Raw genomic sequence first — 13,154 nt, 5'->3', positions numbered from 1 at the left:
TTTATAAGTATTTAAAGAGCCTTACTACACATAAATTGTAGTAAGGCTCTTATTATCTCTATAGAAATAAGGATTAGAAAATAACTTATCCCCTCGGAAGAAAAAAGACTTTATTTTAACTTCCCTATTGATAGGTTAACACGATAATTCCCATATTTTAATAGTCGACCTAGAAAGTTATCCAATTCTTCATTAGAAGAAAAATGTGTTTTTAATAAATAACATCCTTCACCACTTACACGATGTACTTCAGATATTTCTTCTTCTTTTTGAAAGAAATCCATAAATTCTTGATGATTAGCTGATGTGACAAACAAAGTAACAAATGCAGTCACGGTTTGTCCTAGTTTGATTCGGTTTATAGCGATTGTATATTGTTCAATAATCCCTAAATCCTCTAATCTCCTAATTCGATTTCCTACAGCCTGCCCAGTCATATGTATTTTTTGACCTAGTTCTTTCCATTGTATTCTTGAGTTTTCTCCTAATAATTTCAGTATCTCAAAATCTGTTTGATCAATAATATAAACCAATCCTTTCATCGTGAAAGTAGAAAAGCAGAAAGTGTTTCGCCAACTTATTCAGCTTATCGATACAATTCACTATACTAAGTTTATCCTCTTACATCGCATTGTTTATTAGTTATATTTACTTATAACACAGAGGACGCAACAAAAAAATACATCTAGATTTAAAGGAGGTTACAAATATGTTATTACAAGATATTTTATCATTCAATGAAAAATTTGTAGAAAATAAGAAATACGCCCCCCGTGAAGCAACAAAAATGCCTAAGAAACGTATGGTTGTTGTTTCTTGCATGGATGCTCGTTTAATTGAGCTACTTCCAAAAGCTTTAGATATACACGATGGAGATGCAAAAGTTATCAGAAATGCAGGTGGTAAGATTGCTTCTCCTTTCGATAGTGTTATGCAAAGTGTTGTAGCATCAGTATATGATCTAAATGCAGATGAAATCTTTCTTATCGGACACCATAGATGTGGTGCAAGCCAAACTAATCCCAAAGGAACACTTCAAAAAATATTAGATCGTGGAGTAGCTTCACCAGAAATTTTAGCAGCAATTGAATATGCTGGTGTTGACCTTGAAAAATGGCTATTTGGATTCGATGATATCTGTGATTCGACTCAAGCTAATGTTGATTTAGTAAGAAATCATCCACTTATTCCAAAAGATGTTCCTGTACATGGTTTAGTTATTGATCCTCACACAGGTAAATTAGATGTAGTAGTTGATGGATATAAAACATTAAATGGTATGAAACATTAATCATTACTTAAATGAAGGGAAGTTATTAAATATGAATAGACAAGAAGCTACGCAAAAAATTATGGAAGCAAAAATCGCAAAAGGTTTAACATGGGAAGAAATTTCAAAAGTAAGTGAAAACTCTGAGACTTGGGTTGTAACAGCATTATTAGGGCAGGCTACAATGACACGTCCGGAGGCAGAAAAAATCGGTAAACTATTAGAATTAGATGAAGAAGTAGTTCAGGCATTAACAGTAGTTCCACTTAGAGGTCAAGTAATGCAAATGCCTCCTACTGACCCAATCTTATATCGATTATATGAAATGATGTTACAATACGCACCAACTCTTAGAGAATTAATCTTAGAAAAAGCTGGTGAAGGTGTAATGAGTGCAATTAACTTCAATTTAGGTGTGGATACACAAGAAGATCCAAAAGGTGGCGATCCTCGTATCGTTATTACACTTAATGGGAAATTCTTACCATTTCGTGCATGGTAATTAATTAAAAATCTATCTATACAATTAAATTGATTTTACAGATTTACAAAATCCATCCTTTTTAATCTAACTGTGTAGAAAGGATGGATTTTTACTATGAGATTCTTTTTCAGTAAAGGAGAATAATATGAATAAAAAATACTTTAATACAAGCTTTAGTATTCTACAGTGGTTTGTGTTTCTATTAGCAAATGCAATTGCATTGCCTATCATTATTGGTGGCATATTCCATTTATCAGTAGAAGATATTTCAACATTAATGCAGCGAACTTTTTTAGTCGTGGGAATAAGTTCATTTATACAAGCATGGTTTGGGCATCGCTATCCCATAGCGGATGGTCCAGCCGGTTCATGGGTAAGTATATTTGTCATACTGGGACAAGTTGCTATGCATCAGGGACAAAGTGCAAAAGACGTGTTGCAACTTTTAGAAGGTGGGTTAATTATTGCAGGTATATTACTCTTCGTTCTTGGTATAACAGGGCTTGTTCATCAAATCTTACGTTTATTTACTCCTTTAGTTACAGGGACATTTCTTTTAATTTTAGCACTTCAACTTAGTGGTGTGTTACTAAAAGGAATGATGGGATTACAAGGATCTGCAACTCATCCTGATTATCCAACAGCTATTATTGCGCTCTTTGTTTTTGCCTTTATTACTTTCTTATCAATTAAAGGGACAGGATGGATGAAAAGGTACGCTGTGTTACTTGGAATTTCATGTGGTTGGCTTTTGTATACTCTTTTAGGAGAATCATCTTATATGCCTACACATACAACGCTAGTTAAGTTACCAGAGATATTTGCTTGGGGCACACCTAGATTGGATATTGGAATGACCCTAACTGCAACTTTATTTACATTTCTTTTAGTTGCAAATACAATTGCTGCTATTTCAGCTGTAAAACAAGTAGCTCCCTTATCTAAAGAAAATGAAAAGCAAACATTGAACCGTGGTGTATGGGTCGGAGGTATATCACATATTATCTCGTCGTTGTTTTCTACAATTGGTATTGTACCATTACCTGCAACAGCAGGATTTATTCAATTAACAGGACAAAGAAAGTTGAAGTCGTTCCTTATAGCAAGTCTTATATTAGCAGGAATTTCTTTTGTTCCCTCAATCGTAAGCTTTATATCCTTGCTTCCAGGCCCTATTGCCAATGCTGCACTTTTAGCAACATTTGTCCAAGTAATAGGCATTTCATTTCAATCAATTTTAAGCGAAGAATTAAATCAACGCCGATTAACAATATTAGGAATTACATTATTAATCAGTTTAGGAATAATGTTTCTTCCAGAAAGCGCATTTAGTGGCATTCCTTCTTCCTTACAATATGTTTTAAGGAATGGATTGCTCGTGGGTACCGTGATTGTCATTCTATTGGAACAGTTTTGGAAAGAATAAAGTATTTATATGCTTTTTTATTTGGAAGAAAATAAAGAATGAAAATCAGCATTTGGAAATATTTTAAAATATCTTGATATAAACCTATGTATTTTGTAATATATAGGTATATTGTTAGTTTATTTGATTCCGTTCATTCCCACACCTTATGTGTTGTGGTTGAGTTGTAGAAGTAAGTTTTTTTCTTACTTTAATTTTGAAAGGGCTTCTTTGAGCCGATTAGTGTAATTAGCTTATTTTGCTATGCACAATTAATCGACTTGAGGAGGCCTTTTTTGTTTGGGTTTAAACAGGTATAAATATATATTTCTGTATAAAACAACAGATTAAGATAGGAAATTTATATAGGGGGAGAAAACATATGAGTAATTGATTTGTTTATCAGGGAAATTGGAGGGATATGTAGTTTTTTTACGTTAAATGTATACACGGATATATGAAACTGTGGTTGTAAAATAGATACATAATAGATTTACGAATCGCAGCAAAAATAATTATATAGAAGTTTTGTAGACGACATAAATGTACTCATTATAAGAAGGATGAATAGAATTTTACTGTGAATTTTTAAAAAACGCATCAATTGATACGTTTTTTTATTGTAATTCTAGTAAATATGAGGTACGATTTGAAAGGGGAAAGAATTTTAATGCATATTAGCTTTCAAAATAGGGAGACAAAAAAGCACACTAATTTTACAATCGGGGAGATTGAGCAGTACATATTAGAGTTTAAAGAATTAATTAAAAATAATCGATTTACGGTTTCTCGAAATGAAAAAAGGAAAGAGAATAGTGAATTTTTAGAGGCTAATAAGATTAACGCTAGTAAAGTGAAAGAGATTCTTCTTAATATAGGAGTACGTGATTTTTGTTATGCAGTTGATAATAAAAATCCAAATTTTGCTCATGAAAAATTGTATATCTTTTGTCCACAATATGAGTTAGATAATTGGGGACAAAAGAAGTCGGTAGACATATATATTAAGATGAATCTAATTGAAAATAAGAACAGGAACAAATACATGATTGTTGTTTCTTTTCATAAAAGGAATAAACCAGTCACTTATCTTTTTAGGTAAAGATAAGTGACTAATGGTTTTAGAATGAGGGAGGATTTTTATGTTGGTTTTATGTGAGTTTTGTCGAGATATGGTAAAGTATTCTACTAAAGATGTTTCAAAAGTGACAGTCATTAGAGGGAAGCAATATCATTATGTAGGTAAAGAAGCAAATTGCGAGGAGTGTAAATCTGAAATATTTGTTCCTAACATTCATGATTATAATTTAGAACAATTAGATCATGCCTATAGACAACAGGAACAGTTAGTTACTATTTCTGAAATAAGAGAGGTTTTAGAAAAATATAAGATTGGAAAACGTCCATTGTCTTTACTTTTAGGTTGGGGAGAGGTTACCCTAACAAGGTATGTAAATGGAGATATTCCGACGAAGCAGTACTCGGATATATTGAAAAGATTAGGTAGAGATCAATCTTTTATGCTAGATATTTTGGAAAGAAATAAAGATTTAATTACTCAAAAAGCATATAGAGTCTCTAAAGAAGCAATCGCGAAGCTACAGGAAAATGATGATATTCCTTCTACGCAGACTACGAAAATCGAGGAAGTTGCTAACTATTTGCTATATAAAAATGATGATATTACTCCTTTAGCTCTTCAAAAGCTGTTATACTATGCGCAAGGATTTTGTAAGGTGCTTACTGGGACATATTTATTTGAAGATGATTGTGAAGTAGGAAGTCATGGCCCGGTATATCGAGCTATTTTTAATAAATATAAAGTATATCAGTACGACAATCTTGAAGTTAATTATGATAGTACAAATCAATTAACTCAAATAGAAAAGGAAATATTAGACTGTGTAATCAATACTTTAGGTTGTTATAGTGGGAAGAGTTTAGAAAAAATGATTCTATTTGACTTACCATGGGAAGTTGCGCATCTAGAATTAGAAGATAATGATCCCGGTAAACCTATTATGGAAAAAGAAGAGATAGATAATTGCTTTAATACAATGAAACAGGCATATAATTTAGTTACAATTTCTGATATAAAGAAATATGGCATAAAAGCATTTGAAAATATAAACAATTCAATGTTGTAACTATATCATTTTTAATATGATTGATATATGAATTTTTTACTGTTAATCAGGCCTCTATAAAGGTATTAAAAGATAGTACTAATTACAAAAGGTTAGGATTGCAGAATATAAACATTATTAACACGATGTAAATATGCATATTAAATAAAAAGTAAAGTGGATTGATACATTATATGGTAAAATGATATATATGAAAACGTCTTATGAAGTAAATTTTACGCTTTGGACCTTTAGCTCAGCTGGTTAGAGCAAACGGCTCATAACCGTTCGGTCGTAGGTTCGAGTCCTACAAGGTCCACTTATAAACAAGGAGAAAGCACTCAAATGAGTGCTTTCTCCTTGTTTATAATAAATAAAGGGGATTGTGACATGAAAATAATTGATTTAGAGACAGAAAGAAAAAAGAAGGGAAAATTAATGGTAACTATTCCAATTATAGAACTAATATATGGAGAAAAAGGGGAAATTGAATTTAAAGTAGTGGGAAAAAAAGTTGTTCCGCAATCCATGTTAGAGAATTAAACTACTTTCAATTTCTATAGGCTGTAAGGTCGTTAAGTGGGAGATTTCTAAGTACGGAAACCTCGTGGATTTTGATTGATTATGCTATCCCTGTAGTTCCTAAGGCTAAGAGATGAGTTTTCTCCGTTAGTATGGGAGAAAAAGGAGAAAGGAAAGGACATAGCTATTGCGGTTTTAGATACGGGTTGCAATATTAATATAAAGACGTTATTCTTTCCTATGATTTTTCAGAAAGAATAACGCCTTTTTCATTTTAGAGGGTATTTTGTCTTGTTAGCTTGATAGCGATAGGGTAGCGCCATCAAAACGCAAATTTCGTACGCTAAGAGAATTTGGAAAGAGCTAAGGTTCTGATTCCCTTAAAGGACAAAACGAAGGAGAATTCCTAACAATAAAGTTGTATTTACCTAGGAAAATTAATATGCTCTGAACTAAGAGGTAAGATATTTGCCAACCTTCTTCATATTTTTTGTAGCTGGAGTTAAATACAAAATATTACAGAAGTAGAGACAACATTGATAATTAGATTTAGCCCACTGGTGCGTTGTAACTAGTCTAATAGTAATCTTTCTCGAAGCTCACTGTATTATCGAAAAGAATTGCGCATGCTAATGCATTCATTGCTTATTCTTTAGTTTATTGAATATAATGATCCTATTTCTAAAATAGAAGGATGATAGGATCAATTACTTGTCACTTTAAATTTAATTAAAAAACAATTGTACTAACAGCATGTAGATAATTGTTCCACCTGCTATGGAGAGAAGCATTTGTCTCTTCCATATGTGAAGGATTATTACTACTCCTACTGAAATTAATTCTGGAGCACCATGATTGCCGGATAATAAGTTCAGATCCTTAAAACAGTAAATAACTAAAAGACTTATGACAGCTGAAGGTAGTACCTTACCGAGATACTGGACATATTGCGGAGTAGGTTTATCTGATGGGAACACTAAGAAGGGAAGGAACCTTGTAATCATTGTGCCTAAAACCACTATACCAACTGTTATAACTTGTTGCAGTAAACTCATTGTCACACGGAAACCTCCTCTATGTTCTCTATTGGTTTTTTTAGGATAGTAAGTACTAATAAAATCATAATCATTGCAGGAATTATGAAATTGTTTCCACCAAAAATAATTAGGCTAAATATCGATAATCCCAGTCCTACAAGAGCGCTATAATGCTTTTTCTCCCTCATCCATTGTTCAACAAAAATCACAACGAAAAGTGCTGTCATAACGAAATCTAGTCCTTTTGTATTGAAGTGTACAAGGGAACCAAAAATACCACCAATTGCGGCTCCTATACCCCAATACAAATGATTAAGCAGTGTCACGAAGAACATAAACCAACCCTTATCAACACCTTTTGGAATATCAACAGTAGAATTAATAGAAAAAGATTCATCACATAGTCCAAAAATAAGATAAAACTTTTTCTTACCAGTTCCTTTATACTTATCTAGCATAGAAATACCATAAAATAAATGCCGTGCATTCACCATTAAAGTAAGAAAAAGTGCATGAATTGGATTAAAAGCAACCAGTAATAAATTAGCTGCAATAAATTCCATTGATCCTGCGAATATGATTAAACTCATTAGAATTGGATATATTGCACTGAAACCCAGAGAGTTCATGTAGATTCCATAAGCAATTCCTAAAAATACAAAACCAGCAAAAATAGGTATTGTATAAGGAAAAGCTGCACGGAATGCGATTCTTATTTGATTTCTATTTTTCATATTATTCACATCCTTAATCAAGAGCTTTATTGCATACAAATTTAACACATAAAATCCATACAATGAATAAGAAAATTGTATGTATTACAATTTTCTTTAGCGGAAGTGTGTTATTCTAACTTTAAAATAATGCTGAGTTTTTATCCTTGTAATACTTTTCAAAGTTTATAAATCTTAATTTTAACTATTAAAATTTACCCTATAAAAATTTAATCGTAGAGGTGAAGCATGCCAGTAAATTCATTTGAAAATTACTCTATGTCTTGGAAACCTAATAAGGAACTATTAAAGCGTCCGTTTTATTCCTCTATTGCAGCACTACTTGAACATGATATTGTAAATGGTTTTTTAGCTCCAGGAACAAAATTGCCTCCACAACGAGAATTAGCAGATTTTTTAGATTTAAACTTTACAACAATTACCCGAGCTTACAAACTATGTGAAGTTAAAGGCCTAATTTATGCAATCACAGGGAGTGGAACTTTTGTAGCTCCTAATGCAACTCGTTCCATTACTATTTCTACAGAGGAAATCAGAAACTGTATTGATCTTGGATTAGTAGCATCATTTGAGCAAACTAATAGTATTGTCGCAGAGACTATTCAAAAGGTCGTAGATAAACAGTATTTAGAGCAACTATTAAATTACAATGATCCAACTGGTCTTCCGCACCAAAAAACGGCAGGTCTCAATTGGATGAAGTCTTTCGGCATTAATGTGGATCAGGACCATATAGCAATAGTTTCGGGGGCACAAAATGCTTTAGCAATTACATTGACAGCGTTGTTTAAACCTGGAAACCGAATTGCAACTGATGTATACACCTATTCAAATTTTATCGAATTGGCAAAAATGCTACATATTCAATTAGTACCCATTCAAGGGGATGAATTTGGAATGCTCCCAAGTGAACTCGATAAGCAATGTAGTCAATTAGATATTCATGGTATTTTTTTAATGCCTTCTTGCTCTAATCCTACTACGATTATGATTTCAGATTTTCGAAAAAAAGAGTTAGCAGCAATCATTCGAAAGCATCAAATAATTTTGATTGAGGATGATATTCATGCATTTTTGACAGCAGGGGTTATTTCTGATTATGAGCAACCAATGTTTAATTTACTTCCAGAACAAAGTGTTTATATTAGTGGAACTTCTAAGTGCATTTGTTCAGGATTAAGGGTTGCTTATATGGTATTCGGAGATGCCTTACGTAAGGATATTTTAAAGGCTATATTTAATGTCAATGTTAAAACATCTTCTTTAGACGTAGAGGTGATAACAGAGCTAGTGTTATCAGGAAAAGCTCATGAAATTGTTAAGCAGAAGAAATTTTTAGCAGAGTCTGCAAACGAAATTTATTCAGGATATTTTTCTTCCAACAAGCCTGTAGGGCATCCTTTTAGTTTTTACCGTTGGCTACCTATTCAAAATCATTATGATGCATTTCAATTAGAAACAGATTTGGAGAGGCACGGCATTCGGGTTTTTCATTCCGAGCGCTTTATTACAGCACAAACCATGCCTAATCAGTATTTACGAGTCGCTCTATCCTCTACAAACTCATTAGAAGAGTTGAAAATAGGGCTAGAAATACTAAAACAATATCTCGGCTAGTGTGAACTACCCGCCACTTAACGTCCTAACGGACTGTTTGAAGTGGGGGCTTCTCGGTTAGTCGTTACTTTTGGTAGCTAACGAATTCGTCCTAAGACAGCCGAGCTAACTCCCTTGTTCCAAGGGTTATTTTATTGCTATCTATACTAACGCCAATAGGCGTATTGCTTCATTTTTGATATTGATAGCTGCGTTATAATCTCTATCGAGATTTACACCGCATATACAAGAATAGACTCGCTCAGACAATGACATATTTTTCATATTTCCACAACTGCTACATGTTTTTGTGGAAGGAAACCATTTGTCTATTTTCACAAGTTGTTTGCCTTGTTCATGTAGTTTATAAGCTAAAAAAGAAGTGAACATACCCCAACCATTGTCAGCGACACTTTTTCCAAAATGAAGTGCTTGCGACATTCCTTTCATATTTAGATCTTCAATAGCTACAACATCAAAATGAGTAGCTAACTCTTTAGACTTATGATGAAGGAAGTTCTTACGTTGGTTTGCTACTTTTTCATGCAGCTTAGCTACACGGATACGTTGTTTATTCCAACGCCCTGAACCTTTTGTACGTCTTGATAATACTCGTTGAGCCTTTGCTAATCGGTCTAACATTTCACGATAGAACTTAGGATAATTGGCTCTCTCATCCTCAGAACTGACGTATAATTGATCCATCGCAAAGTCTAATCCAACAACTGTTTCTACTTCTTTTTGTACGATCTCTTTTTCGTATTCAGTCAAAATGGACACATAGTATTTACCAGTAGGTGTCATAGAAATCGTACATGACTTGATTATATGGCCTTGTGGTATTTCTCTATGCTGTTTGATACGTACCATTTTCAGTTTTGGCAATTTGATATGACCGTTAAGCAATATAATATTTCCGTTCACTACATTCGTTGTATAAGACTTTCTGTCTTTTTTGCTTTTGAATGTTGGGAAGTCATTTTGACCACGAAAGAAATTTTTATAGGCAGTTTGCAAGTTTAGTTGAGCATTTGCCAAAGCTAATGAATCCACTTCTTTTAACCACTCAAATTCTGCTTTGTATTTTGCAGGAGTGGGAAGCTTTTGTTTCTTTAGTTGATCCTTATCATCTTTATGTTTTTCATACGCTTCTTTCCGTTCAGCTAACATTCTGTTATACACGAAACGTACACAACCGAAGGTTTTACGCATAAGATGTGCTTGGTCTTTTGTTGGATACAAACGGAATTTATATGCTTTATTCTGCTTTGTCATATCATTTCACCTCACTTTTCACTTTGATTTTCAATATATGTTTTTACTACGTCTATTGGCGAACCACCAATAGTTAGCAAGCAAAAACTTCTTGACCAAAACATCTCTTTCCAAAGTTTCTTTTTCACTTGTGGAAAGTCTCTTTTAATAAGTCGAGAACTTGCACTTTTATAAGCATTGATGAATTTTGTCATTTCTGTATTAGGGTGTGCCTTGAACAAAATATGAACGTGGTCTACATCATGATTCCATTCAACTAACGTGATGTTATAGTTTTCAGATAGTCGAACAAACATCTCTTTTGCATAGTCTGACATATCATCATCAAACACATTTCTTCTGTATTTCACGACCAACACAAGGTGATAATATAACAAGAATACTGAATGGTTATTACTATCTAATTTCATTTATATACCAGCCCTTATAATTTATAAGACTGATTATATCAGAGGTGAAATAAAAAGGAAAACCTTTTGGCTACGCCAAACCGAAATTCATCTCCCACCTATCGTTGGGCTACGCCCTTCACACGCTTGAGGAAGGAGAATTCTTTCGGGAAGTTCGTTAAAATAAAGGAAAATGCTATTTAACAGTAAAAATGTAGTAAAAACTCTTCTATAGGCAAGAAGAGTTTTTTTAGTCTATAGTGTTCTGTAGGGATTAGTATTTTTATCATTAAAAACAATAAATAAATATATATAAATATAATGTATATGTGTTATTATGATTACGTTGGAAAATAAAGTATATTTTGATTCGTAAAAATAATTAGGAGAAGAAGGGGAAATAGCATGAAAATGAAAAAAATGATTTTAACAGGTGTAGTACTTGCAGCAACAACTTTAACATCTTTATCAAATGTACAGGCAGATACAACATTTAAAGATGTTCCAGCAAATCACTGGTCTACAAAAGCAATTTATGATTTAACAAATCGTAAAGTAGTGCAAGGGTACGGAAATAATATCTTTGGCTTTGGTGACAATGTAACTCGTGGGCAAGTTGCTCGAATGATTTATATGTACCTAAAACCAGCAGATGCAGATGCTAGCTTCAAAAATCCGTTTACTGATATTAAAGGACATTTGTTTGAAAAAGAAATCTTAGCACTTGCTAAAGCAGGATTTGTAAATGGATTTGGTGATGGAAAGTATGGTCCAGATGATATTTTAACTCGTGAACAAATGGCACAAGCACTTACAAATGCTTTTAAATTTAAGGCAACGAAAACAACAAAATTTGCAGATGTTGATAAAAATTCTTGGTCTTACGGTGCAATTAGTGCATTAGAGGAAAATGGGGTTACAATTGGTACTGGAGGTAATATGTATTCTCCAAAAATGTTTGTAACACGTGAAGCGTATAGTCAGTTCTTATATAACTCTATTAATGCAGTTGAAAAAGAAACAAAACCAGAGCCAAAGCCAGAGACAAAACCAGGGGTAACGCCAATAGGTATTCCCAATGCGTTAGTGACAGATGATTTTTTCTTTGATAGATATTCAATTGAAATTTCATCTGTAAGAGAGCGATCTATTTCTAAACAAGGTCAAAATCTTGTTACTGAAGTAAATAAGAAGTATAATGCGAATTTCAGATATAGATATGTAGCATCAGAAATTGATCTATATACTCCTAATTTACCAAGAATGATTGACTCTCATGGTTCATTTTCGTTTGTTGGGAAGGATGAAGATAACTTCTATTTCATGTTTGTCGTTGACAAATCAACTGTTGAGCTAGCGAAAAACTGGATGCATATGATAAATCCGAATTTCACTCTTGATAAAGAGATTGATAGATTAGTAAATCCAAATCCAGAATTAAAAAAAGAAATTGATAGTTTTGTAAAAAATGATAAGGATTATATCAATCGTTTTGAAAAAGATAATCATAGCGTAGAATTAAATGTAAGTCCTCTACAGTGGGTAAAACCTGGGGAGTCTGTAGTTACTCTACATCCAGATTACTATGTATTAGGAATTTCTGTACAAGGAAAGTAATATTTAAGTAGTGTATTGATTTTCGTACAGTGAAGGATAGACAATATTAGGGCTTATTGATTTTTTGAAAAAGACCTACTGTTATTGAAGTGCACCCCAATTGTTAGACACATAATTAACAATTAGAGGTGCATTTTTTTTATATGTTTTAACTGTATAGATTTTTTAAACAATAGATACTATTTCATTTCTTTTGCTTTAAAGATGGAGCACTCTCTTTTTCTCGTCAGCGTTTGAACCAACAATTAAAACATCTTAATTCCTTTAGCAAGGCTTGTAAAATTCCAAAAGTTCAACAGGAATATTATTTTTGTATGCTATACATGCTTTTGTATCACCACGCTGAATGGTCTTTTGGTCAATTAACAAAAGCGCAGCAAACGTATTTGCTTCTATCTCTAATTTATCAACGGAAAAGAATGTATTCTTACGCAGAAAAGGTGTATTTGCATGAGTATGTAGAACCGCGTGTCCTAATTCATGGGCACAAACAGTTCTCTGCATAGATGGAGATAAATTAGTATTAATAACAATGAAACGATTTCTTTTTTCATATTTATAAAAACCATTTATTTCTTCATGTAAATCCCATGTTAGTACATGTATTTTTAAGTAATCTGCAAGCTCATAGGGATTTTTCGTGTTGTATTTGGTGCAAAGTTGTTGGACTAGATCTCTAATGACGAATTTCAATGTTTT

At 32.8% G+C, this 13,154-nt stretch carries 14 protein-coding genes and 1 tRNA gene; 9 read left to right on the top strand and 6 right to left on the bottom strand.

Annotation, left to right across the window (positions count from 1 at the left end):
• Window positions 1-110 precede the first annotated feature (110 nt).
• Complete coding sequence (locus tag ACXKY9_RS32090; RefSeq protein WP_000677474.1) at window positions 111-542, bottom strand: Lrp/AsnC family transcriptional regulator; 432 nt, start codon at window positions 540-542, stop codon at window positions 111-113.
• Window positions 543-709: 167 nt separating this feature from the next.
• Here ACXKY9_RS32090 and ACXKY9_RS32085 point away from each other — a divergent pair, with 167 nt between their 5' ends.
• The 7 genes from ACXKY9_RS32085 to ACXKY9_RS32055 all read left to right on the top strand — a co-directional run bounded on the left by ACXKY9_RS32085 (window position 710) and on the right by ACXKY9_RS32055 (window position 5,828).
• Complete coding sequence (locus ACXKY9_RS32085) at window positions 710-1,291, top strand: beta-class carbonic anhydrase (RefSeq protein WP_000926479.1); 582 nt, start codon at window positions 710-712, stop codon at window positions 1,289-1,291.
• 31 nt (window positions 1,292-1,322) lie between these two features.
• Complete coding sequence (gene cynS / locus ACXKY9_RS32080) at window positions 1,323-1,772, top strand: cyanase (RefSeq protein WP_016090269.1); 450 nt, start codon at window positions 1,323-1,325, stop codon at window positions 1,770-1,772.
• Between the two features lie 127 nt (window positions 1,773-1,899).
• Window positions 1,900-3,180 carry a purine/pyrimidine permease gene (locus tag ACXKY9_RS32075; protein WP_013555075.1) on the top strand — a complete coding sequence of 427 codons (1,281 nt, stop codon included), beginning with the start codon at window positions 1,900-1,902 and terminating at the stop codon, window positions 3,178-3,180.
• A 649-nt stretch (window positions 3,181-3,829) separates the two neighbouring features.
• On the top strand, window positions 3,830-4,261 hold the full coding sequence (locus tag ACXKY9_RS32070) for a hypothetical protein (protein WP_044157299.1): 432 nt from the start codon (window positions 3,830-3,832) through the stop codon (window positions 4,259-4,261).
• 40 nt (window positions 4,262-4,301) lie between these two features.
• Window positions 4,302-5,306, top strand: coding sequence for a type II toxin-antitoxin system antitoxin SocA domain-containing protein (locus tag ACXKY9_RS32065; protein WP_016090271.1), 1,005 nt, complete (start codon window positions 4,302-4,304; stop codon window positions 5,304-5,306).
• Window positions 5,307-5,530: 224 nt separating this feature from the next.
• A tRNA-Ile gene (locus ACXKY9_RS32060) sits at window positions 5,531-5,604 on the top strand.
• A 71-nt stretch (window positions 5,605-5,675) separates the two neighbouring features.
• Window positions 5,676-5,828 (top strand): hypothetical protein, encoded by a 153-nt coding sequence (locus ACXKY9_RS32055; RefSeq protein ID WP_000691090.1) that lies wholly within the window; start codon window positions 5,676-5,678, stop codon window positions 5,826-5,828.
• A 704-nt stretch (window positions 5,829-6,532) separates the two neighbouring features.
• Here the strand turns inward: ACXKY9_RS32055 and ACXKY9_RS32050 are convergent.
• Window positions 6,533-6,868 (bottom strand): branched-chain amino acid transporter permease, encoded by a 336-nt coding sequence (locus tag ACXKY9_RS32050; RefSeq protein WP_000178819.1) that lies wholly within the window; start codon window positions 6,866-6,868, stop codon window positions 6,533-6,535.
• Window positions 6,865-7,578: an azaleucine resistance protein AzlC gene (gene azlC / locus ACXKY9_RS32045; RefSeq protein ID WP_000797393.1), complete on the bottom strand. Its 714-nt coding sequence runs from the start codon at window positions 7,576-7,578 to the stop codon at window positions 6,865-6,867. Before azlC ends, ACXKY9_RS32050 begins: the two co-directional genes overlap by 4 nt.
• A gap of 228 nt (window positions 7,579-7,806) precedes the next feature.
• Here azlC and ACXKY9_RS32040 point away from each other — a divergent pair, with 228 nt between their 5' ends.
• Window positions 7,807-9,195, top strand: coding sequence for an aminotransferase-like domain-containing protein (locus ACXKY9_RS32040; RefSeq protein ID WP_016090272.1), 1,389 nt, complete (start codon window positions 7,807-7,809; stop codon window positions 9,193-9,195).
• A gap of 141 nt (window positions 9,196-9,336) precedes the next feature.
• Here ACXKY9_RS32040 and ACXKY9_RS32035 read toward each other — a convergent pair whose 3' ends face one another.
• Window positions 9,337-10,449, bottom strand: a complete 1,113-nt coding sequence (locus tag ACXKY9_RS32035) for an RNA-guided endonuclease TnpB family protein (protein WP_016097395.1) — start codon at window positions 10,447-10,449, stop codon at window positions 9,337-9,339.
• Between the two features lie 11 nt (window positions 10,450-10,460).
• The gene (tnpA, locus tag ACXKY9_RS32030) at window positions 10,461-10,859 is read right to left on the bottom strand and encodes an IS200/IS605-like element ISBth16 family transposase (protein WP_000762755.1); all 399 of its coding nucleotides are present in this window, start codon (window positions 10,857-10,859) and stop codon (window positions 10,461-10,463) included.
• 384 nt (window positions 10,860-11,243) lie between these two features.
• On the opposite strand from tnpA, the gene ACXKY9_RS32025 reads away from it, so the two are divergent.
• Complete coding sequence (locus tag ACXKY9_RS32025; protein WP_016090274.1) at window positions 11,244-12,455, top strand: S-layer homology domain-containing protein; 1,212 nt, start codon at window positions 11,244-11,246, stop codon at window positions 12,453-12,455.
• A 264-nt stretch (window positions 12,456-12,719) separates the two neighbouring features.
• Here ACXKY9_RS32025 and ACXKY9_RS32020 read toward each other — a convergent pair whose 3' ends face one another.
• Complete coding sequence (locus tag ACXKY9_RS32020; RefSeq protein WP_000673778.1) at window positions 12,720-13,148, bottom strand: ImmA/IrrE family metallo-endopeptidase; 429 nt, start codon at window positions 13,146-13,148, stop codon at window positions 12,720-12,722.
• Window positions 13,149-13,154: the final 6 nt, after the last annotated feature.

This window comes from Bacillus sp. 2175 (genome assembly GCF_057812155.1).
The sequence above is the reverse complement of the archived record's forward strand: the minus strand, read 5'-3'. Positions and strand labels throughout refer to the sequence as shown.

Coding starts and splice junctions, on each gene's coding strand:
- ACXKY9_RS32085 (WP_000926479.1), top strand. CDS start 710: ATGTTATTACAAGATATTTTATCATTCAATGAAAAATTTGTAGAAAAT.
- ACXKY9_RS32065 (WP_016090271.1), top strand. CDS start 4,302: ATGTTGGTTTTATGTGAGTTTTGTCGAGATATGGTAAAGTATTCTACT.
- ACXKY9_RS32025 (WP_016090274.1), top strand. CDS start 11,244: ATGAAAATGAAAAAAATGATTTTAACAGGTGTAGTACTTGCAGCAACA.
- ACXKY9_RS32040 (WP_016090272.1), top strand. CDS start 7,807: ATGCCAGTAAATTCATTTGAAAATTACTCTATGTCTTGGAAACCTAAT.
- ACXKY9_RS32090 (WP_000677474.1), bottom strand. CDS start 542: ATGAAAGGATTGGTTTATATTATTGATCAAACAGATTTTGAGATACTG.
- azlC (WP_000797393.1), bottom strand. CDS start 7,578: ATGAAAAATAGAAATCAAATAAGAATCGCATTCCGTGCAGCTTTTCCT.
- ACXKY9_RS32075 (WP_013555075.1), top strand. CDS start 1,900: ATGAATAAAAAATACTTTAATACAAGCTTTAGTATTCTACAGTGGTTT.
- ACXKY9_RS32035 (WP_016097395.1), bottom strand. CDS start 10,449: ATGACAAAGCAGAATAAAGCATATAAATTCCGTTTGTATCCAACAAAA.
- ACXKY9_RS32055 (WP_000691090.1), top strand. CDS start 5,676: ATGAAAATAATTGATTTAGAGACAGAAAGAAAAAAGAAGGGAAAATTA.
- ACXKY9_RS32070 (WP_044157299.1), top strand. CDS start 3,830: ATGCATATTAGCTTTCAAAATAGGGAGACAAAAAAGCACACTAATTTT.
- cynS (WP_016090269.1), top strand. CDS start 1,323: ATGAATAGACAAGAAGCTACGCAAAAAATTATGGAAGCAAAAATCGCA.
- tnpA (WP_000762755.1), bottom strand. CDS start 10,859: ATGAAATTAGATAGTAATAACCATTCAGTATTCTTGTTATATTATCAC.